Origin of the sequence: Mycobacterium sp. 1165178.9, assembly GCF_001673555.1 — a bacterium.
Lineage (GTDB): Bacteria > Actinomycetota > Actinomycetes > Mycobacteriales > Mycobacteriaceae > Mycobacterium.
Map to the genome: position 1 here is coordinate 22718 of NZ_LZMB01000100.1, position 20342 is coordinate 43059.

A 20342-nucleotide genomic window follows, 5' to 3' on the forward strand; every position below is an offset into this window, starting at 1 on the left:
GGTAGCCGGAATGATGACTTGCCTGGACTACGTCTTGTGACGTTCAGACTGCACTCAAGAAATCCATCAACAGCTGGTTGACCACCGAGGGCTGCTCAATCTGGGGGCAGTGTCCAGCCTTATCGACCACAACCGAACGGGCCCCGTCGATCTGCTTGGCGATCTCGGCGGCCCAGCCGGCCGGAAGGAGTTTGTCCTCTCCCCCCTCGACGACAAGCGTTGGCGCATCGATGCGTTCGTAGGCTCGCGTGGTCGACGGGGTTGCGGACGGCGTGGCGCCGGGGCGGCGAAACCTGGCAGCGGCGATGGCCTCCCATGCCCCCGGCGCGGTGCTCGACTCGTGACGGCGGCGCACGTAGTCGTCGTCGGTGGGATAGCCGGAGTCGAAGAACAGCGCTTCGACGATCCGGCGCATCGCCGGCACCGTCGCGTCGTAGTTCTGCAGCGCCTCGAAATGCTCGTTCTGCTGTATCTCGCCGCCGCCGCAGATGATCACCAAGCTGCGCGCTGGTAGTAACGGAGTGCCCGACGTGGCGTCGGTGAGCAGATTGATGGCTCCCATCGAATTGCCGACGAAGTGCGCCGAGCCGACGCCGAGCAGTGCGCAAAATCGCGCCACATGCCGAATCCGCATGCCGCGGCCGTCGACGAAGTCGATGACCTTGGCGGACTCCCCGAACCCCAGCTGGTCGGGCGCCAGGACCCGGTGCCGTGCAGCAAGCGCTTCGATGTTGCGTTCCCACCCGAGCTCGGCGCCAGCGCCGAACTCACCACCGTGCAGCAACACCACCGGATCGCCTTCGCCAGCTTCGAGATAGCTGGTGGTCAGCCCGTCAACCGAGATGGTTTTACGCTGCATCATTTGATCGCGATCGGGTTCACCGGTGAGCCCACTGCCCCAACGACTCTCAGCGGCGGGGCGACGAGCTGAAATTCGTAGACGCCGTCTGCGGCGCAGTCTTCGGCCAGCGCGGTGAGATCCCAGTACTCACCGAACATCAGCCCCATGTCGCGCAGGCAGAGCAGATGCAACGGAAAGGTAAGCCCCTCGACGCCCGAAACCAGGTCTTCGACTTGGAGGTTGTCCGCCGCGACGGCGGCGATCTCGTGGTCGTGCAGCCACTGGGCGCATCGCCAGTCCAACCCGGAGTAGCCTTCCGTCTTGTTGCCGGTCATGAGAAACCTTGTCCACCAGCCGGTCCGGATCAGCACGATGTCGCCCCGGCCGATCGTCACCCCCTGCGCGTGCACCACGCCATCCAGCTCTTCCGGCGAGATCGGGTTTCCGGCCTCAAGGAAGACGTCCGCTTTCCGGTGCCGAACCAAGTCAAGTAGCACGCCCCGTGACGTGATGCCCTTACCGTCGACCTTGTCGATGCCGCAGCGGTAGGCCCCCATGCTGGTAACCGAGTCGGCCGGGAAGCCGTTGTAGAGGTGGCCGTCGTAATAGACGTGGGACAACGCGTCCCACTGACTGGCCGCCTGCAGCGGCATGATGATGATGTCGTCGTTGAAGCGGAACGGGTTGTCTGCGGTCATGTAGCCGCTCAGCTGCTGCGCCACCGGGTTACTCGGCCAGTCGGGTCCATACTTGGCAAGGGTGTTCACATCGCCGCCGTCCACGGTCATGACGTGAACGGGGTTGTGCCGGAACCCGAAGGCGCCCTGGGGACCAGACGCGCCGAAGTCCACCCCCAGCGGGAACACCTTTCCATGCCGGACCAGGCTTGCCGCTTGGGCCACCTTTTCCGCGGTGATGAAGTTCAGTGTGCCCAGTTCGTCGGCGTCTCCCCACCGTCCCCAGTTGCTGACATCGCGAGCGACCCGCCGAAAGTCAGTCATACCGGCCACGGTGCGTGTCCTTCCTCGAGTTCCCGCGCGATCGACGCACCCACATTGCCACCGTCGACCCACACCACCTGGCCCGAAATGTAGCTGGCCGCATGACTATTCAAAAAGAGTAGAACGGCGGCCTGTTCGGCCGGGCCGGAAACGCGACCCAGGGGCTTGGGAATGTCGTCGAGGTACCCCTGTCCGTACGCCGTGCGCAACTGGTCCAGGATCGGCGTCTCGGTGACCCCGGGACCGGTGCAGTTGATGCGGATACCGCGCGAGCCCAGCGGCGTGGCGCTGCGCATGGTGTACAGGATGATCGCTTCCTTGGACAATTGATAGCCGGTGCCGAGCGCGTCGGGATGTCCAGCGCACCAGTCGATGCCCTCCCGCATCGTCGCGGTATGCAGGAGTGGCACCACCTCCCGCAGATGCTCCCGATAGCCGGCCGCCGCGAGCGATGACACGCTGACAATCGACGATCCCGCGACCATTTTCGGAGTCAGCGCCTCGGTGAGGTGGCGCGTCCCCAAGAAGTTGATGGTCACGACGAGTGGCGGATCGCCGATTCCGGACGACACGCCCGCAACATTGAACAGCGCATCGACGTGACCCGTTACCTCGGCTGTCGCCGATTCGATCGCCGCCTGATCGGACAGGTCGACTTCATGGAACTCGTCGATCGCGAAGTCGGGTCGCCGTTTGTCCAGCCCGATGACTTCGGCCCCAAGCTCTGTGAGCTGCCGTACCACGTGTTCGCCGATGCCCGAAGCGCATCCGGTGACCACCGCACGGCGGCCGTCGTAGCGCCACAGCTCGTCGATCTGTCCCAAGGCTCGCCTCGAAATTCTCCCGACTCTCCGTCCGCCACTACTTCTGCTGCTCCTTGGCGCGCTGCGCCGCCTGAACGCGACCTTCGTTGATCTCCGCCATGGCCTCGGGGATCTCGCTGGCGGTGAACTTACCGCCGCGACCGGTCGGGAGTCCACCGAACGAGTAATCCTCGTCGAATTGCGGTGCGGTCGATTTCGGACGGCGTGCCTCCACCTTTTCGATGACGGGCTCCAGCCGCTTCGCCTTTTCCGCCACGGCCTTTGCGTCCCGCTCGATGAATTCGGGCAGCACCTCTTTGCCCATCAACTCGATGGATTCCATGGTGCCCTCGTGGCTGCGCGGGTTGAGCAGCAAGATGATCTCGTCGACGCCGCTCTCCTCATAGCCGCGCAGGAACTCGCGCACTGTGGCCGGAGAGCCGATCGCGCCGCGACCCGGCCCATACGCCAGCGTCGGATCCTTTTCCACCTCTTCGAGATACCGCTGCCACACGCCGGTCCGCCCCGGCGTGTGCACCCCCGTCATGTAGTAGTGCATGATTCCGAACGAGAAGAATCCGCCGCCCTGTCCGAGCCGCTCCAGGGCCTCGTCATCGGTCTTGGCCACCATCATGGACAGGTCACCGCCGATGGCGAGGATGTTGGGGTTGATCCGGGGAGTGACGGGGACGCCGTTCTCCTCGAACTCTTTGTAGTAGCCGTTGACGCGCTCGGTGAGCGGTCCGGGACCGGTGTAGGCGAAACTCAAGGCGCCGATCGCCTTTTGGGCCGCCATCTGCACGCTGGCCGGCCGCGTGCAGGCAACCCAGACCGGCGGGTGCGGCTTTTGCAGCGGCTTGGGAACGACGTTGCGCGCCGGCATCTGGACGTGTTCGCCGCTGAAGCCGGTGAACGGTTCCTCGATCATGCAGCGGATCGACACCTCGAGGGCCTCTTCCCACTGTGCCCGCTTGTCGGCGGGATCGATATTGAATCCGCCGAGTTCGCCGACCGACGACGATTCCCCGGTGCCGAATTCGACGCGGCCGTTGGAGAGGAGGTCGAGGGTGGCGATGCGCTCGGCCACCCGGGCCGGGTGGTTGACCACAGGCGGCAGGTGCATGATGCCGAATCCCAGCCGAATGTTCTTGGTCCGCTGGCTGGCCGCCGCCAAGAAGATCTCCGGTGCCGTCGAGTGGCAGTACTCCTCGAGGAAGTGGTGCTCGGTCAGCCACACGGTGGAGAAACCCGCTTTGTCCGCGGCCTCGACCTCGTTGAGACAGTCCTGCAGCAAGACGTGCTCGTCATCGGGCGCCCAAGGCCGCGGCAGGGCGAATTCGTAGAACAGTGAGATTTTCATCGTTACCTCCTATGAGTATTAATGGCTCGGTTGGCCGCTTGGGCCGCAACGTGTTTCGCCGCGACATAGCCGAAAGTCATGGCGGGGCCGATCGTCGCCCCGGCACCGGCGTAGCTGCGGCCCATCACCGGCGCGGAGGTGTTGCCCACCGCGTAGAGCCCGGCCAGCACGGTGCCATCGGTTCGCAGCACGCGGGCGTGTTCGTCGGTCAGCAGGCCGCCCGAGGTCCCGAGGTCGCCGAGCACGATCCGGAAGGCGTAGTACGGCGGATTACCAAGTGGGTACAGGTTCGGGTTGGGCAAGGTGTGGTCGCCGTAGTAGTTGTCGTACACGCTGTCCCCGCGGTTGAAATCGTCATCGTGGCCCTTGCGGGCGAGTTCGTTGAAGCGGCTGGCGGTTTCGGCAAGCTGTTGCGCTGGCACGCCGATCTTTGCCGCCATTTCCTCCCATGTTGTGGCCGCTTTGACCACGCCCGATTCCAGCCAGGCGGCCGGGACCTTGTGGCCGGTGGGAACCGGCGCGCCCGGGATCTTGGGTATCGGCAGGTGTCCTGCAACCACATAGCGGTTGAACGATCTGTGGTCGGTGATCAGCCAGCACGGGATGTGGGTCACGCCGGACCTCTGGCCCTCGATCATGGCGTGACCAAAGTCCATATAGGGGGCCGCCTCGTTGATGAAGCGCTTGCCCGCACCGTTGACGATGAACTGCGCCGGCATCATCCGCTCGTTGAGCATGAACTGCATGCGGCCGTCCGGCCACTGAATCGCCGGGAACCACCAGGCTTCATCGAGCAGGTCCGTTGCGGCGCCGACCTTCTGGCCGGCGCGGATGCCGTCGCCCATGGCCGTGGGATTGCCGAAGCTCCAGTCCTGATCCACCTCGGGCAGAAGCTCCTTGCGCCAGGCGAGGTCGTGGTCGAAACCTCCCGAGGCCAGGATGACGCCCAGGCGCGCCCCGATCCGCTGCGACTCGCCCTCGCGTTCCACCACCGCGCCGGTGACCGCTCCGTCGGAGTCGGTGAGCAGCTGCACCATCGGCGAGTCCAACCAGAGCGGGATGCCCCGTTCTCTCAGCGCCAGCCGGAGCCGGGCTGCCAGCGACTGTCCGATGGCGGCCATCCGCTCACCGAGCACCCTCGCCCGCACCATTCGCGCAATCAACCTCAGCAGGACGCCTTTGCCCGCCCACGACTGCCTGATCCGATAGAACGTGCGCAGGTCCTTGGGCCCCAACCAGATTCCCTTCGGGGCCAAGGCCAGTGGCTGCAACAGTTTCTGTTCGTCGGGGCCTAGCTTCCGCAGGTCGATGGCGGGCACGTTGATCGTGCTGCCGAGCGCTGAGCCGCCGGGCAACTCCGGGTAGTAGTCGGCATAGCCTGGCTTCCAGACGAATTCGAACCATCCGGACAGCTGCTCCAAGAACTGGAGCATCTGCGGCGCGGTCTCGACGTACTGCCGCAGCCGTGCCTCGCTGACCAATCCGTCGGTGATCTGTTTCAGGTAGCCCACGACGGCTTCGGGCGAGGGCACATAGCCCTCCCGCCGCTGGGCGGGGGCCCCGGGCACCCAGATGCCGCCACCGGACAAAGCGGTGGAACCCCCAAAGTGGGACGACTTTTCGACCACCAATGCGTCAAGCCCGGCGGCCTGCGCCGTCAGCGCTGCTGTCATGCCGCCACCGCCGGACCCCACGATGAGCACGTCGACAACGTGGTCGAAGCCGTCCAGTGCGGCCGTCATTTCGGAAGTGCCGTTCTGATGGCGAAACCGGCGATCAATTCGGGTGCGGGTTTGTAGAAACGCCCGGTGATTTCGTAGGGTCCCGCTGATTCGAGCGCCCCGAATGCCGCCACCCACGTGCGGATCTCCTGCGCGGAGCTGCCGCCCTCATGGGCGACGAACGCATTCGACCACCCGTCCAGTTCGCCCAGCCGTCCTCCGTCGATGATTTCCAGGAATCGGTGGTCCCAGTCCGGGTTGAGTGCCTGCAGGTCGCTCTCGCCGGCGGCGAAGTTTCTGGCCGCGTCGATGACCGCGACTTGCCGGGCCTGCCGTTGTTCGGGTGTCATCGGCCGGCCGTGCACGATCCGCTCCAGCACCGGCGCGGGCGCCGTCGCCAGGCTCGGTACCGGCGGGCTGTGCGAGAGCCCGCCGGATCCCAGGATCAGTACCCGCTTGTCCAGGCTGGCAAGGTAATTGCCGACAGCGGCGCCGAGCGCACGGCAGCGATGCATCGGGCCAAGCGGCACGCCGATGGCGTTGACGAAGATCGGTATCACGGGACGCGCGGTGGCGTCGCCGAAGAGCTTCTCGAGCGGTTGGACCGTGCCGTGGTCGACATCCATGCTGGCCGACACCGCGACGTCGACGCCCGCATCGAGAACCGCCTTCGCGCACTCGGTCGCAAGCGTCTCGGGTACGTTCAGCGGGCCGGCGTGGGTGCCGTAGTCGCCCACTCCGCGGGCGCTGGTGCCAATGCAGAAGGGCGGCATCACCTTATAGAAGAAGCCGTTGTAGTGATCCGGGGAGAAACTGACCAGTAGTTCGGGGTCATACTCCTCGACGAAGCTTCGCGCTTCGGCGATTGCGCCCTCGATGTCGTCAAGCAGGTCCCGCGACGGCCCCGGAAGATTCAGGAGAGGGCTGTGCGACATACAGCACAGAGCCAGTGCCACTTTGCAAATCACCCCCTCGCGGCGTGAGTGTGAGTGCGTCGAAGAGCGCGGCACTCAGGTCCGGCGCGCGCTGAGCGATGCAGGCACCCGCGATGCATCGGTCGGGGCGCAAAAACAGCACCGAGTCCGAGTGGGTGTCGAACCAGGCCTTGAGGCCACCGTGCCGGTCGCCCACCACCACCACGTCGGGGTCGTCGTGTCCGGTCCAGTGCAGCTGGGTCGCAGGACGCAGCGCAAAGAATCGGGCACCCAAAGCTTTCCAGTTCGCGAAGGCCACATCGCCGAGGATCTTGCGCGGGTTGTTGTTCCAGCACAGCACGGCGAACCACGACCCGAGCACGTCATCGAGCAACACGTCCTGCTGGTCGCGGGTGTCGACGCGCGGCTGGACGAATAGCGTCCCCACCGGCGAATCGGCACGCCCGGGGGCGGCGTGCACGACGGCCCCGTGCTCGTAGCGGGGCATCGGCTTGAACCGCATTTCCAGCACATAACGCTTGAGCGACGGGACGATTGACGCCGACCGCACCAGGAGATCCCGCGCGGTCGCCACGCGGCGGTTGGTCGGTGAGATTACCCGGCCCACCATGGTAGACAGGTCGATCATCGCGCGGGCGTGCTTGCGGCGTTCCACGTCATAGGTGTCCAGCAGCTTGTCGTCGGCGCGGCCGCTCACCACCGCGGCGAGCTTCCAGCCGAGGTTCGCCGCGTCGCGGATCCCGCTGTTGTACCCCTGGCCCTGCCACACCGGCATCAGGTGGGCGGCGTCCCCGGCGAGCAGCAGCCGGCCCTGGCGGAACGCACCGGCGATCCGCGAGTGGTGGGTGTACACCCGGCGCCGGATCACGTCGACCCGGTCGGGGTGGGGCACCATCCTGGCCAGCATCTGCGTCAGGAACGCGGGGTCTTCGGCCTGCTCATCGGTCTCGTCGGCGTGAATCATGAACTCGAAGCGGCGAATTCCGTGGGCGATCGAGATCGAGGCGTACGGGCGTTCGGGATCGGCGCCGACCTCGCTGTTCGGGTGCCCGAGCGGGTCGTTGGCGATGTCGACCACCAGCCACCGGGTGGACGATGTCGTTCCATCGAACGACACGCCCATCGTCCGGCGTGTCATGCTGCGGCCGCCGTCGCACCCGACCACATAGCGCGCCCGCACGCGCGAGGCGTCACCGTCGTTGTCGGCGCCGCCGAGCTCGACAGTCACCCCGTCGGCGCTTTCCCGGCATGCCGTCATCGGATGCCCCCACCACACCTGGACGTGTTTGAATCGGTCCAGGCCGGCGAGCAATTCGGCGTCGACGAGCGGTTGCACAAAGCCATTTCGTTTGGGCCAGCCGAAACATGCGTCCGGCGGCGCCATTTCGGCGAGCACTCGGTGCTTGGCGTCGACGAACCGCAGAATCTGATTGGGCACGGTGTGCGGCAGCACCCGGTCGGCGAGCCCGATCGACTGGAAGGTCCGCAGCGCCTCGTCATCAAGGCCCACCCCGCGGGGGTAGTCGATGAGGGTGTCTCGCTCGTCGACCACCACCGTGCGGATGCCTTGCAGGCCAAGGATGTTGGCGAGGGTCAAACCGACCGGGCCGGCGCCCACAACGAGGACGTCGGTATCGATGTCGGGAACCTCCTGCCCAGCTGCGACCATCACCGGCCCAGCAGAAAGTCGAGGTGCAACTGGTTGAACGTTTTGGCGTCCTCGTACTGCGGCCAATGGCCGCAACCGGGCATCACCTCGAAGCGCGCGCCGGGAATCATTGAGGCCATCCGGCGTCCCTCCGTCACATCCGCGGTGGGGTCGTCACTGGTCCACAGCACGAGCGTCGGGGCGACGATCGACCCGTATTCGTCGGGGCCCAGGATGTTGCGTGCGCGAATCTCCGGATCTTGCAGCGCCATGATGTCGCTCATCGCGGAGACGAATCCCGCTTGCCGATATACCCGTTGGCGACTGGCAACCAGGTCGTCGTAAGACTTGGACTTGTCGGCCATCAGCCATTTGATGCGCGCTTGCACCGTTTCCCAGGTCGGGTCCTCGGCGGCGGCCATGGACAGCGTGATGATCCGCTGCATCACCAGGGGATCGGCCTGAGATCCGCCGGCGGTGTTGAGGACCAATCGCTCGACGACATCCGGATGGTCGACCGCGGTGCGTGCGGCCACCCAGCCCCCGAGCGATTCGCCGCTGAGGTAGGCGCGATTGACACCGATGGTGCGCAGCACCGCCATCAGATGCTCCACGTAGTGGACGACTTCCAGCCGATGCCCTGGCTTGTCGCTGTATCCGTGGCCAAGCATGTCGATCGACCAGGTCCAGAAATGCTCCGCGTGCGCGGCGAGGTTGCGCACGTAGGCCTCGGCGTGGCCGCCGGAGCCGTGCAGCAGCATCAGCACCGGCTTGCCGGGATCGCCGGCGCGCAGGTAGCGGGTGCGGATTCCTCCGGCGTCCAGGTAGCCCTGCTCAAACGCGACGCCCTGAAGATCGCTCCAGATGCTCTCGAACTCCGCCACGGTGCTGTCCGGCCTCCAGATCGGGGGAAATCTCGTTCTCGTTTTCGGCTTACTTGGTGTGCTAATATCGCACACTAATGTGCGTTATATATAGAGCTTCGCTCTCGTGGGAAGGTCTGTCAAGGCTGTGACGGGGTCTGGAACCGGTTCGCAGACCCTGGCCAGGGGTTTGACCGCGCTGCAGATGGTGGCGGATTCCCCTTCCGGGCTGACAGTGCAACAACTCGCCGATCAGGTGGGCGTGCATCGCACCATCGCCTATCGATTGCTGACGACGTTGGCCGAGTTCCGTCTGGTGGCCAAGGGGGAGGACGGCCGTTACCGGCCGGCAGCGGGCCTGGCCGTGCTCGGCGCTTCCTTCGATCGCAATGTGCGCCAAGTCAGCCTGCCGACGCTGCGCGCCCTGGCCGATGAGCTCGGCACGACCGTGTCCTTGCTCATCGCCGAAGGCGATCAGCAGGTCGCGATCGCGGTGATCGTGCCCAGCCATGTCGCCTACCAACTTTCGTTTCACGAAGGCAGCCGATACCCGCTCGACCGCGGTGCCGCCGGCATCGCCTTGCTCGCGTGCATGCCTCCGCGCCCGGGCGAACGCGAGTTGGTTTCCCGGGCGCGCGAACGCGGTTGGGTGACGACCTACGGCGAGATCGAACCGAATACCTACGGCCTGGCCGTCGGGGTGCGCCGCCCGGTGCCGTCACCGCCAACATGCATCAACCTCATCTCACACCGAGAAGACGTGGTGATGCGCGGGAAAGACGCGGTCGTCAAGGCCGCCAAACAGTTGTCGGAGCTATTGAGCTGAAGGGATAGCAGTCCATGTCATGGGACCACGAAGTCGACGTTGCCGTGCTGGGCAGTGGGGCCGCCGGCCTCACCGCCGCGCTGACCGCGGCCGTCGCGGGCGCCTCGGTGGCGGTCTTCGAAAAGGCTCCGACCGTCGGCGGGACCACCGCCGTCTCTGGCGGCATCGTGTGGATCCCTGCCCATAACCGTTCTGCCGACGGTGAATTGACGCCCGCCGATGCGTTGCGCTACCTGCGGGCACAGTCGCTCGGGTCGATGGACGACGAGCTGGTCGAAACGTTCGTGCGCACCGGGCCGGCGATGCTCGATTTCATCGAGGCACACAGCGGTCTTCAGTTCGAGATTGCGACCGGCTTCCCCGACTACCGCCCCGAATTACCGGGCGGGCAGCCGACGGGAGGCAGGTCGCTGAGCGCGGCCCCCTTCGATCTGGCCCAGCTCGGCGAATGGGCAACGCAGATCACGTCTTTCCCGGCCGACTGGTCAAACGTTGGTTTCGATGCCGAGACCAGGGCGCGACTGCACGCGGCGATCGACGAACGAACCAGCCATCTGTGCGTCGCCGGCACCGCGTTGATCGCTGGGCTCCTCAAGGGCTTGCTGGATGCCGGGGTGACCCCACACACCAATGCACGGGCCGAAGGACTCATCGCCGAAAACGGAGAAATCACCGGGGTGCGTGTGGCCCTGCGGGATCGGACGATCAGTGTTCGCGCCCGGCACGGCGTCATCTTGGGCACCGGCGGCTTCGAGTGGGATCCCGCACTGACACAAGCTTTTCTGCGCGGCCCCATGCACGGCGCCGTCTCGCCGCCCAACAACACCGGCGACGGTTTGCGCATGGCGATGGAGCACGGGGCCGACCTGGCCAACATGGGCGAAGCGTGGTGGGTGCCGATCGTCCAGATCCCGGGGGACACCATCGAAGGCAAGCCGCGCAGCCGCAGCGTGCGGCTGGAACGAACGCGGCCCCGAAGCATCATCGTCAACTCCGCCGGCCGGCGCTTCGTCAACGAGGCCTGCGATTACAACTCGATGGCCGGCGCGTTCCATTACCTGGATCCTCGCGGCGGCTACGTCAACGACCGCGGGTGGATGGTGTTCGATTCGATTCACCTGCAGCGCTACGGATTTCTTGGTATCGAGCCGGGCCAACCCGTTCCGGACTGGTTCTGTGAGTCGGCAGACCTGGTCGAGTTGGCCGCCAAGACCGGGATCGACGCCGACGGTCTGACCCGCACGGTCGAGAGCTGGAACCGTCATGTGGCCGCCGGCGCGGACCCCGACTTCGGCCGCGGCTCTAGTGCCTACGACGGCTACTGGGGTGATGACAGCGCGACCACACAGGCCGGTAAGACGCTGGGCCCGATCGACACCACCCCGTTCTACGCGGTGCCGGTGAGCATCGGTGCGATGGGCACCAAGGGTGGACCGCGCACCGATCACGACGCCCGCGTTCTGCATGTCGGCGGCGAGCCGATACCTGGCCTATTCGCGGCGGGCAATGCGATGGGTGGTGTGACCGGACGCGCTTACGGCGGCGCCGGCGGAACCCTGGGCCCGGCAATGGTTTTCGGTTATCGAGCGGGTCACGCGGCCGCCACCGGGAAGTCGGTCGACCTGCAGTAGTAAGTGCGGACCGGCGCCGATGCTGGCGTAATCGAGCCCGCCTGCGTCATCCTGGGATGATGGTCGCCTACGACTGGATCGGTGCCACCTATCGGAGCACTCGTCGAGCGGATCCGCGGATCGCCTCGCAGGTGCATGCCGCCCTCGCCACGATGGGCACCGTCGTCAACGTCGGGGCGGGTACCGGCTCCTATGAACCAGCCCAGACCGTCGCCGCGGTCGAGCCCAGCATGGTGATGATCGCGCAGCGTCCCGCGGGAGCTGCGCCGAGTGTCCAGGCCATGGCGGAGGCCTTGCCACTGCGCGACAAGTGTGTTGACGCCGCGATGGCGATGCTGACAGTGCACCACTGGCACGACCTCGCGGCCGGAATCGACGAATTACGCCGCGTCGTGCGCCACCGGATAGTCGTATTGACGTGGGATCAATCGGTGATCCAGAAGTTCTGGTTGCTTCGTGAATACCTGCCCGCCGCCGCTCGGATCAACGAAGAGCTTCATGTTCCGATCGCGCGACTCGTTGAGTTGCTGGGAGGGGCGCACGTGTACACGGTGCCCGTACCGCATGATTGCACCGACGGATTCGGCGCTGCATTTTGGCGCCGCCCCGAGGCGTATCTTGACGCCACCGTGCGCGCGGGTATTTCCATGTTGGCGTACGCAGATGAGAGCTCCCTGGCTGACGGTCTGGCCCGGCTCGCGGCCGACCTGCGGACCGGACGGTGGCATCAACGGCACGCGGGCCTGATTGAACAACAACAGCTGGACGCCGGCTATCGCCTACTGGTCAGCGATTGCGCTTGATACCGACCGATCCTGGTAAATCCCACCAGCTTTCGACTAGGCCGTGGCGGGACCTCGCGCGGCTGCGCGGCCGGAATTTGTCGGTGGTGGCTGCGATGATGGCGTTATGCCTTTGACCGCATCTGCTGACGCCGTGGTGGTGACTGTGAGTGACCGTCTTGAGGTGTTGTTCGAGGAGCTAGCGGAGTTGACCGGTCAGCGCAATGCGATTGATGGGCGCATCGTGGAGATCGTGGCCGAGATCGAGCGCGACGAGCTGTGCGGGGTCACCGGGGCGCGGTCGGTACCGGCGTTGGTGGCCTGGAAGACGGGCTGCTCGCCAACGAACGCGCACACGATCGCCACCATCGCGAGCCGGCTCGAGGAGTTTCCGCGCTGCGTTCAGGGCATGCGGGAAGGTCGGCTGTCGGCCGATCAGGTCGGGGTGATCGCGGCCCGGGGCGGTAAAGGGTCTGATGAGCATTACGCCCAGCTCGCCGCGGTCGCGACGGTCAACCAGTTGCGTACCGCGGTCAGGCTGGAGCCGCGACCCGAGCCCGAGCCCCGGCCCGAGCCCGAGCGCACGTTCACCACGACCACCACCGAGCAGGGCAGCTGCTACCGAATCACGCTTGCCCACCCCGATGCGGCGAAGTTCGAGGCGGCGTTGGCGTCTCATCGTGATGCGCTGATCGCGCAGTGGAAACACGACCACAGCGGTGACGCTTCAGATCAGCGGCCCCCGCTGCCCAGCACCGCCGAAGCGTTCCTGCGTCTGGTCGAGGCCGGCTGGGACGCCGAGGCCACCCGCCGCCCGCACGGACAGCACACCACCGTGGTGGTGCACCTCGATGTCGAGCAGCGCGCCGCCGCACTGCATCTGGGTCCGCTGCTGCCCGACGCTGAACGCCGCTACCTGACCTGTGATGCCACCTGCGAGGTGTGGTTCGAACGCCACGGCGAGGTCATCGGTGCCGGGCGGGCCACGCGGCTGATCAATCGGCGGCTGCGCCGCGCGCTGGAGTACCGCGACCGCACCTGCGTGGTGCCCGGCTGTGGCGCCACCCGTGGCCTGCACGCCCATCACCTGCGGCACTGGGAAGACGGCGGGGCCACCGAGTTGGCCAACCTGGTGCTGCTGTGTCCTTACCATCACCGGTCACACCATCGCGGCGTCATCACCATCACCGGACCCGCAAACGCACTCGTGGTCACCGACGACGCGGGCCGATCACTGAGCCCGGGCTCACTGGCGCGCCCACCCACTTCGCCCCCGCCCGCAGTGGCGCCCTGCCCGGGACCGACCGGCGAACGCGCCGACTGGTGGTGGTATCAACCCTTCCAACCCCAACCACCACCCACCACCAACTAGCGCCGTCGCCGGTAATGATCAGCAGCAGCGGATCAAAGACACCAAATATGTTGAGGCATAGAATGATTCGTTGATAGTACGCATAGCAACGCCGACGTGGCCAACCTGAACCAGATTGCGTCTCAAGTGATCTGCCTGCGCCGACGACCGGAAGACAGCGGACCGTCAGTCCGTTTGAGGCGCGGGAGGTGAGATCAGCTGATCGGCGGCCGTGTAGGGGTCCTGATCGCCGTCGACGACCGACTGGGCGAGCCGGTCGAGATCGGGCTTGGCGCGCAGCCGGGTTTGCGCCAGCGACAAAATCTGAGCTCGGGCGCGGGCAAGCCGGCGGGCGCGGCTGTCGGTTCGGCGGTGGTCCTCGATGGCGGCCATCAGGTCTTCGATGCCTTCACCCCGGGCGGCGATCAGCGAAATGATGGGGGCGCTGGTTTCGGCCCGGAGGTCGCGAACCGTTTGTTCGGCACCGTCCCGGTCCGCCTTGTTGACCGCCACGATGTCGGCGACTTCCAGCACGCCCGCTTTGGCCGCCTGAACCGCGTCGCCCGCACCGGGATTGAGAATGACTACGGTCGGGTCGGCGACGGCGGCGATCTCGATCTCGGACTGTCCCACCCCCACCGTCTCCAGCAGGACCACGTCGTAACCGATCGCGCCCAGCAGCCGGATGGCCGCCGGAACCGCGGCCGCAAGACCGCCCAGATGCCCACGGGTGGCCACCGATCGGATGAGTACGTCGGAGTCGTTGATATGCGCGGCCATTCGAATTCGATCGCCCAACAGCGCTCCCCCACTGAACGGGGACGACGGGTCTACCGCCAACACCGCCACCCGAAGGCCGCGTTCGCGGTAGGCGCTGACCAGCGCGCCGACCGTCGTCGACTTTCCCGCACCCGGCGGCCCCGTGATGCCGACAACCGGCCCCATGCCGTCCGGTGCGGGTCCGATGGTCGCCAGGACCTCGTCGCGCTGCTCGCCCTCGACCAGGCTGAGAAGGCGACCGGCCGCGCGGGGAGATCCATTGCGCGCGCGGGCAATCAGATCAGCGATGATCATGTACGCATTATGGAGCCGCGACCTCGACCACCGTCGCCGAGCCCATTCCACCGCCCGCGCACATAGCCGCGACTCCGATGCCACCGCCGCGGCGGCGCAATTCGTGCACCAGGGTGACCAGCATCCGGGCTCCGGTGGCCGCAACGGGGTGCCCTAGCGAGCAGCCACTGCCGCTGACGTTGACCTTGTCGGGATCAAGCTCGAGCAGTTTGATGGTGGCCACGCACATCGCGGCGAAGGCTTCGTTGATCTCGAAGAGATCTACGTCGGAGGTCGAAAGCCCGGCTCGTTTTAGGACTTTCGGTATCGCCTCCACCGGCGCCAGGCCGGTGATCGCCGGGTCGACGCCGACGGATGCCCAGGACCGGATCGTGGCCAGCGCGGGCAGCCCCAGGCGGTCGCTGGCGATGACCAGCGCCGCCGCGCCGTCGTTGGCGCCGCACGCGTTGCCGGCGGTGATCGAGAAGCCCTCGATCTCGGGGTGCAGCGGCTTGAGCGCGGCCAGCTTCTCCATGGTGGTGTCGCGACGCGGGTGCTCATCGACCGAGAACAAGCCATGCGGCGTCTCGACCGGGACGATCTCCTCTTTGAAGCGGCCTTCGTCGATGGCGGCGACGGCATTGCGGTGCGATCGCAGCGCCCAGGCGTCCATCTCCTCACGACTCACGCCGGCCTTGACCGCGGCGTTCCAGCCAACGGTGATCGACATGTCCATGTTCGGCGCGTCGGGCTTGTTCGGATGGGTCGGCGGGAACCAGTCGACCCACTCACCGTCCACCTGCAGGCGCGAGCGTGGCGACGTCGATGCCGCATTCACACCGCCCGCGATGATCAGCTCGTCCATCCCGGCGCGCACGCTCGCGGCGGCACTCTGCACCGCCGCCTGCCCGGCCGCGCAGTGCCGGTTGTTGGCCAGACCGGGTACGTGGGGCAGCCCGGCCGTGATGGCCGCGTGGCGCGCGATCACGCCGCCACCGTAGAGACCTTCGCCCAGGATCACGTCGTCGATCTGCGCCGGGTCTAGATCCCTTGCCGCTTCGGTCACCACATGGTGCGCCAGATCGAACGCGCTGGTATCGCGCAGTGTGCCCTTGCGGGCTGTGCCGATGGGGGTGCGGAGGGCGTTCACGATGACGGCTTCGGGCACGGGTCTTCTCCAGTTCAACCAGCAGGTGCGGGACGCCGAGAGGCATCCGCACATTCACGAGAATCATATTCTCTCATTGCGAGAGTACGAGTCGCAACAAGCGGCTAGTTGGTGCGGTTCGACCATTCCGGCGGCAGGTGTTCGGGACCGGTGTCGATGACGGTCTCGTCGTCGGTTCCGACGTATTCGAACAGGGTGATGTAGGCGAATTCCGGGACTTCGTAGATGGGATAGGTCGGGCCTTCGTCGCGGTAGGCCCGCATCTCATCCAGATGGTCGTTCTGGAAGCAGACCGTGTGCTCACCGTGCGCGCGGATCCACTGCGGGAAGAAGATGACGCCGTGGATGCGGCGTTTTTCGGGCAGGACGTTGACGGCCACGCAGGTCCCGGTCGGTTCGGTCCAGGAAATTTTGAAGCTGTCGTCGTCAAGTTGGACGAGGTTGACCTGCTGGTCTTTTACCCAGCGCCCTCCAACATGTCCGGAGTGGATGCGGTAGTCGATGGTGGTGGAATTCTTGACGTACATTTCGTACTGCCAGCCGTTGGCGTAGGTATAAACGAAGCGATATCCGACAATTCCCGAAAGATCTTGTGGTGGGATCGGATTCGTGACACTCGTCATTGCCATTCCTCCCATTTGGGCCGCTGCTTCTGCACAAAGAAAGCCTGCCACGAACGCGGGGCTGCTGCGCAGCCGCGAACGGCAACGTCGACCTTTCCTGGACAGTCCAATGGACGATATCGGCCATGACCGTAGGCCGGTACTCGGATATGTGAGACTGACTGCGATGAGCCACCTGGACGAGGCCGCACGCCGCTCCCTGCTGCGGCGCGGATTTGCGCTGGAATACGCCACCCTGGTGTGGAACGTCGTCGGCATCATTATCCTCGCGTCGGCCGCCATCGAGGCTAAATCGGTGGCGCTGGCCGGGTTTGGTTTGGACTCGCTAATCGAGATCGGCGCCTCACTGGTGGTGATCTGGGAGCTCTCCGGAACCGGAGCAGCCCGTCGACGAAAAGCGTTGCGGATCATCGGTGCCGCCTTCGGAGCGCTTGGCGTGTACCTGTTGGTGCAATCAACGATGGTCCTGGTTGCCGGCTTTCACCCCGAGCCGTCGCCCCTTGGCATCGCTTGGACGACGGTCACCGCGGCGACGATGTTCGCTCTTGCGGCCGGCAAGGCCCGAACCGGTGCCGCCCTTCGCAACCCCGTGCTCACCAGTGAAGGCCGCGTCACCCTTATCGACGGCCTGCTGGCCGTCGCCGTCCTACTCGGCCTGTTACTGAACAGCATCGCCGGCTGGTGGTGGGCGGACCCCCTCGCCGGTTACGTGCTCGTGTTCTACGCTCTGCGTGAGGTCAAAGGAATCTTCTTCACCAATGGTGGGTGAATGATGCAGGGGATGGTCACAGTCCCGGGCGGCGACGTGTGGTTCAAGCGGATCGGCGGCGGCGCGGGTCTTCCCCTGCTCGTCATTCACGGCGGGCCGGGCTTGCCGCACGACTATTTGCGGTCACTGGCGCGGTTGGCCACGGAGCGCGAGGTCGTCTTCTGGGATCAGCTCGGTTGCGGGAACTCCAAATGCCCACCAAGCCGCGAGCTTTGGACGATGGATCGCTCGGTGGCCGAGGTGGACGCCGTTATACGAGCCCTGGACCTGGGCCGCTTCCACCTCTTCGGCAACTCCTGGGGCGGGATGCTGGCCCAGCAGTACATGCTGGACGCGGCACCCGTCGGCGCCGCGAGCCTCACGATTTCCAACAGCATCGCCTCCATCCCGGCGTTCGCGAAGATGGTGGCACGCTTGAAGTCCGAGCTGGATCCGGCCACCCAGGCCGCCATCGACCGGCATGAGACCGCCGGCAGCACGCACGCGCCCGAGTATCAGGCCGCCATCCGCACCTGGAACGAAACCTACCTTTGCCGGGTACGCCCGTGGCCGCGAGAGCTCGAGGATGCCTTCCGGAACATGGGCGCCGAAATCTTCGAGACCATGTTCGGCCCCAGCGACTTTCACATCGTGGGGACGATTCGCAACTGGGATGTGTTCGAAAGGCTCCATGAAATCGCTGTGCCGACACTGGTGCTCGCGGGCAGGTACGACGAATGCGTGCCGGAGCACATGTGGGAAATGCACCAACGCATACCTGGTTCACAATTCGAGCTGTTCGAAGCCAGCGCCCACATGCCCTTCATCGAGGAGCCGGACAAGTTCGACTCCGTGATGCGTGATTTCCTACGCCGGCACGACGGCTGAGGACCTGTAACCGCAACGACCTCAGTTCTTCTTGGCCGCATTGAATTTCGCGACGTTGGCCCGGAAGTCCTCGGTGACGAACGACTGACTTTCGGCCGACAGTGCGTAGTCCAGGCTGGCGAGCACCGCCCGTTCCAGATGGATGTTGAGCACCCGCTTGGTGCTCTCCACCGCCTGCTGCGGGAGTTCCAAAATCTTTTTCGCGGCGGCGATCGCGTCGGCGACCGGATCGTCGACCACATGGTTGGCCAGGCCGAGCTCGACGGCGCGCTGCGCCTTGATGCGGGTGCCGGTGAGCGCGAATTCCTTGGCCAGCAGCAGGCTGATGTGCAGTGGCCAGGTCAACGGTCCACCGTCGGCGGCCACCAGCCCGACTTGCACATGCGGGTCGGCAAGATAAGCATCCTCGGCGATGTAGACGATGTCGCTGAGTGCCACCAGACTGCAGCCCAGGCCGACGGCGGGGCCGTTGACGGCCGCCACCACGGGGATTCGGCAGCGGGCCATGCCCAATACGATCTCGCGCCCGTCCCGGATGGTCTTGGCGCGCAGCTCAGCATCGTTCGCCAGCTCTTCCAAATACGTGAAATCGCCACCCGCCGAGAAGGCCCTGCCGGCACCGGTGATCACCGCCGCACGGGCCGTGGGGTCATCCGTCAGTCGCTGCCACAAACGCGCCAGCCCGACGTGCAGATTGTCGTTGACGGAGTTGAGCGAGTCCGGCCGATTGAGCGTGATGATGCGCAGGGCGCCGTCGGCCTGAACGTCGATCTCGGTAGGCATGTCGTACACGTCAGACTCCTTCTATGGTCGTGACCCGCTTCACGCGGGCTCCGCCCGCGTTCGCGATCACTCCTACAATGGTCGTGACCCGCTTCACGCGGGCTTCGCCCGCGTTCGCGATCACTCCTACAATCCCAAGATCCGTGAAGCGATGATGTTCTTTTGTATTTGTGATGTTCCGCCCATGACACTCTGCGCCCGGCTGTAGAGGTAGGCGCTCAGCAGATCGGGATCGCGCGTTCCCGTGACGGCAAGGGCGGCATGCCCGACGGATTGTTCGACCCACGTCATCAGCAGCTTGTCCAGCGAACCTTCCGAGCCGTGCGATACCCCGTCGAGCTGCTCGGACAGCCGCCGCCGCACGTGATGGGTCAGCATATCCGACTGAACCGCAGCCCACGCCAGCTCTTCGGGCACTTCTCCGTCGTTGCGCGACAACAGCTCTCGGACCAGCTTGCCGTAGCGGGCCGCGTAGCCGAGCGTGGACGGCTCGCGTTCGTGCCCGACGACGGTCATGGCCACGGCCCAGCCGTCGCCAGGAGCGCCGACCATCCGGTCCGCCGGCACCGTCGCATCATCGAAGAACACCTGACCGAATTCGTTGGTGACCCCATTGATCATCTGTAGCGGGCGCTGTTGCACGCCAGGCTGTTTCATGTCCAGGACGAATGCAGACAGGCCGCGGTGGCGCTTCGCCTGGGGGTCGGTGCGCGCCAGCAACAAACATCGGTCCGCCACGTCGGAGTAACTGGTCCAGATCTTGTGCCCGTTCACCACATAGTTGTCGCCTTCCAGGCGAGCGGTGGTGGTCAACGACGCAAGATCCGAGCCGGCGCCCGGTTCGCTGAAACCCTGGCACCAGCGCTCGGTGCCGTTGATGATGCCGGGCAAAAAGCGCTTCCGGAGCTCGTCGCTGGCGTGCGCTCCGATGCCGTACACCAGATACCCGACGCTGGGGCGCGGTGGCGCACCGGCACGCACCAGCTCCTCGTCGACGATGACGTCGTAGACCGGCGCCAGGTCCTGGCCGCCCCAATCGCGTGGCCAGGACAGGCCGAAGAAGCCGTTGTCATAAAGGGCGCGGTGCCAGTCGGCCATGCGCACCCAATATTCATCGCCCGAGCCCGAAAACTCCTTGGCGTGTGCGGCAAGCCACGTGCGTAACCGCTCCCGGAAGGCCGCTTCATCGGGTGAGTCACGAAAGTCCAAGATCGATCTCCTTCAACGCGACCGGCCACAGCTCGGTCGATGTGAGGGCCCGGCGCAGGTAGACATGCGCCACGCATTCCCAGGTGTTGCCGATACCGCCGTGCACCT

At 65.7% G+C, this 20342-nt stretch carries 19 protein-coding genes and 1 pseudogene; 6 read left to right on the forward strand and 14 right to left on the reverse strand.

Annotated features, from left to right (window positions below):
• Positions 1-43 precede the first annotated feature (43 nt).
• The 8 genes from A5652_RS05020 to A5652_RS05055 are packed head-to-tail and all read right to left on the reverse strand — an operon-like array spanning position 44 to position 9193.
• Positions 44-859 (reverse strand): alpha/beta fold hydrolase, encoded by an 816-nt coding sequence (locus A5652_RS05020; protein ID WP_369805752.1) that lies wholly within the window; start codon positions 857-859, stop codon positions 44-46.
• Positions 859-1851, reverse strand: coding sequence for a cyclase family protein (locus A5652_RS05025; protein ID WP_067347239.1), 993 nt, complete (start codon positions 1849-1851; stop codon positions 859-861). Before A5652_RS05025 ends, A5652_RS05020 begins: the two co-directional genes overlap by 1 nt.
• On the reverse strand, positions 1839-2666 hold the full coding sequence (locus A5652_RS05030; RefSeq protein WP_067347241.1) for a coniferyl-alcohol dehydrogenase: 828 nt from the start codon (positions 2664-2666) through the stop codon (positions 1839-1841). Before A5652_RS05030 ends, A5652_RS05025 begins: the two co-directional genes overlap by 13 nt.
• A 37-nt stretch (positions 2667-2703) precedes the next feature.
• Positions 2704-4005 carry an LLM class flavin-dependent oxidoreductase gene (locus tag A5652_RS05035; RefSeq protein WP_067347244.1) on the reverse strand — a complete coding sequence of 434 codons (1302 nt, stop codon included), beginning with the start codon at positions 4003-4005 and terminating at the stop codon, positions 2704-2706.
• Between the two features lie 2 nt (positions 4006-4007).
• Complete coding sequence (locus A5652_RS05040; protein ID WP_156745165.1) at positions 4008-5735, reverse strand: FAD-binding protein; 1728 nt, start codon at positions 5733-5735, stop codon at positions 4008-4010.
• Positions 5736-5743: 8 nt separating this feature from the next.
• Positions 5744-6661, reverse strand: a complete 918-nt coding sequence (locus tag A5652_RS05045; RefSeq protein ID WP_067347248.1) for a 3-carboxyethylcatechol 2,3-dioxygenase — start codon at positions 6659-6661, stop codon at positions 5744-5746.
• Complete coding sequence (locus A5652_RS05050; RefSeq protein ID WP_067347250.1) at positions 6609-8330, reverse strand: bifunctional 3-(3-hydroxy-phenyl)propionate/3-hydroxycinnamic acid hydroxylase; 1722 nt, start codon at positions 8328-8330, stop codon at positions 6609-6611. Before A5652_RS05050 ends, A5652_RS05045 begins: the two co-directional genes overlap by 53 nt.
• Positions 8330-9193 (reverse strand): alpha/beta fold hydrolase, encoded by an 864-nt coding sequence (locus A5652_RS05055; RefSeq protein ID WP_067347251.1) that lies wholly within the window; start codon positions 9191-9193, stop codon positions 8330-8332. Before A5652_RS05055 ends, A5652_RS05050 begins: the two co-directional genes overlap by 1 nt.
• 127 nt (positions 9194-9320) lie before the next feature.
• Here A5652_RS05055 and A5652_RS05060 point away from each other — a divergent pair, with 127 nt between their 5' ends.
• The 4 genes from A5652_RS05060 to A5652_RS05075 all read left to right on the forward strand — a co-directional run bounded on the left by A5652_RS05060 (position 9321) and on the right by A5652_RS05075 (position 13783).
• Entirely contained in the window at positions 9321-9998 is a 678-nt protein-coding gene (locus A5652_RS05060; RefSeq protein WP_066865690.1) for an IclR family transcriptional regulator, read from the forward strand.
• Positions 9999-10012: 14 nt separating this feature from the next.
• Positions 10013-11629, forward strand: coding sequence for an FAD-dependent oxidoreductase (locus A5652_RS05065; RefSeq protein WP_067347254.1), 1617 nt, complete (start codon positions 10013-10015; stop codon positions 11627-11629).
• 59 nt (positions 11630-11688) lie between these two features.
• The gene (locus tag A5652_RS05070) at positions 11689-12432 is read left to right on the forward strand and encodes a methyltransferase domain-containing protein (RefSeq protein ID WP_067347276.1); all 744 of its coding nucleotides are present in this window, start codon (positions 11689-11691) and stop codon (positions 12430-12432) included.
• Between the two features lie 106 nt (positions 12433-12538).
• Positions 12539-13783 carry an HNH endonuclease signature motif containing protein gene (locus tag A5652_RS05075; protein ID WP_067347256.1) on the forward strand — a complete coding sequence of 415 codons (1245 nt, stop codon included), beginning with the start codon at positions 12539-12541 and terminating at the stop codon, positions 13781-13783.
• 165 nt (positions 13784-13948) lie between these two features.
• Here the strand turns inward: A5652_RS05075 and meaB are convergent, their stop codons facing one another.
• The 3 genes from meaB to A5652_RS05090 form a co-directional block, all read right to left on the reverse strand.
• A complete protein-coding gene (gene meaB, locus A5652_RS05080; RefSeq protein ID WP_067347258.1) occupies positions 13949-14836 on the reverse strand; it encodes a methylmalonyl Co-A mutase-associated GTPase MeaB in 888 nt (295 codons plus the stop codon).
• A 7-nt stretch (positions 14837-14843) separates the two neighbouring features.
• Positions 14844-15983: a thiolase family protein gene (locus A5652_RS05085; RefSeq protein ID WP_067347260.1), complete on the reverse strand. Its 1140-nt coding sequence runs from the start codon at positions 15981-15983 to the stop codon at positions 14844-14846.
• 104 nt (positions 15984-16087) lie between these two features.
• Positions 16088-16606 carry a phenolic acid decarboxylase gene (locus tag A5652_RS05090; RefSeq protein WP_067347262.1) on the reverse strand — a complete coding sequence of 173 codons (519 nt, stop codon included), beginning with the start codon at positions 16604-16606 and terminating at the stop codon, positions 16088-16090.
• A 166-nt stretch (positions 16607-16772) separates the two neighbouring features.
• Between A5652_RS05090 and A5652_RS05095 the strand changes: the two genes are divergently transcribed.
• The gene (locus tag A5652_RS05095) at positions 16773-17375 is read left to right on the forward strand and encodes a cation transporter (RefSeq protein ID WP_067347264.1); all 603 of its coding nucleotides are present in this window, start codon (positions 16773-16775) and stop codon (positions 17373-17375) included.
• Positions 17376-17378: 3 nt separating this feature from the next.
• Entirely contained in the window at positions 17379-18242 is an 864-nt protein-coding gene (locus A5652_RS05100) for a proline iminopeptidase-family hydrolase (protein WP_369805753.1), read from the forward strand.
• Positions 18243-18263: 21 nt separating this feature from the next.
• On the opposite strand, the gene A5652_RS05105 is transcribed toward A5652_RS05100, so the two are convergent.
• The 3 genes and pseudogenes from A5652_RS05105 to A5652_RS27420 form a co-directional block, all read right to left on the reverse strand.
• Positions 18264-19034: an enoyl-CoA hydratase/isomerase family protein gene (locus tag A5652_RS05105; protein ID WP_067347266.1), complete on the reverse strand. Its 771-nt coding sequence runs from the start codon at positions 19032-19034 to the stop codon at positions 18264-18266.
• Positions 19035-19151: 117 nt separating this feature from the next.
• Positions 19152-20234, reverse strand: a complete 1083-nt coding sequence (locus A5652_RS05110; protein ID WP_067347268.1) for an acyl-CoA dehydrogenase family protein — start codon at positions 20232-20234, stop codon at positions 19152-19154.
• Positions 20221-20342 (reverse strand): annotated as a pseudogene (locus A5652_RS27420) (acyl-CoA dehydrogenase); the annotation flags it as partial. The pseudogene A5652_RS27420 and the gene A5652_RS05110, both read right to left, overlap by 14 nt.

Excerpts from the sequence above, each read along its gene's own strand:
- A5652_RS05020 (WP_369805752.1), bottom strand. The coding sequence starts at position 859 with ATGCAGCGTAAAACCATCTCGGTTGACGGGCTGACCACCAGCTATCTC.
- A5652_RS05035 (WP_067347244.1), bottom strand. The coding sequence starts at position 4,005 with ATGAAAATCTCACTGTTCTACGAATTCGCCCTGCCGCGGCCTTGGGCG.
- A5652_RS05045 (WP_067347248.1), bottom strand. The coding sequence starts at position 6,661 with ATGTCGCACAGCCCTCTCCTGAATCTTCCGGGGCCGTCGCGGGACCTG.
- A5652_RS05050 (WP_067347250.1), bottom strand. The coding sequence starts at position 8,330 with ATGGTCGCAGCTGGGCAGGAGGTTCCCGACATCGATACCGACGTCCTC.
- A5652_RS05065 (WP_067347254.1), top strand. The coding sequence starts at position 10,013 with ATGTCATGGGACCACGAAGTCGACGTTGCCGTGCTGGGCAGTGGGGCC.
- A5652_RS05070 (WP_067347276.1), top strand. The coding sequence starts at position 11,689 with ATGGTCGCCTACGACTGGATCGGTGCCACCTATCGGAGCACTCGTCGA.
- A5652_RS05075 (WP_067347256.1), top strand. The coding sequence starts at position 12,539 with ATGCCTTTGACCGCATCTGCTGACGCCGTGGTGGTGACTGTGAGTGAC.
- meaB (WP_067347258.1), bottom strand. The coding sequence starts at position 14,836 with ATGATCATCGCTGATCTGATTGCCCGCGCGCGCAATGGATCTCCCCGC.
- A5652_RS05090 (WP_067347262.1), bottom strand. The coding sequence starts at position 16,606 with ATGACGAGTGTCACGAATCCGATCCCACCACAAGATCTTTCGGGAATT.
- A5652_RS05095 (WP_067347264.1), top strand. The coding sequence starts at position 16,773 with ATGAGCCACCTGGACGAGGCCGCACGCCGCTCCCTGCTGCGGCGCGGA.
- A5652_RS05100 (WP_369805753.1), top strand. The coding sequence starts at position 17,379 with ATGCAGGGGATGGTCACAGTCCCGGGCGGCGACGTGTGGTTCAAGCGG.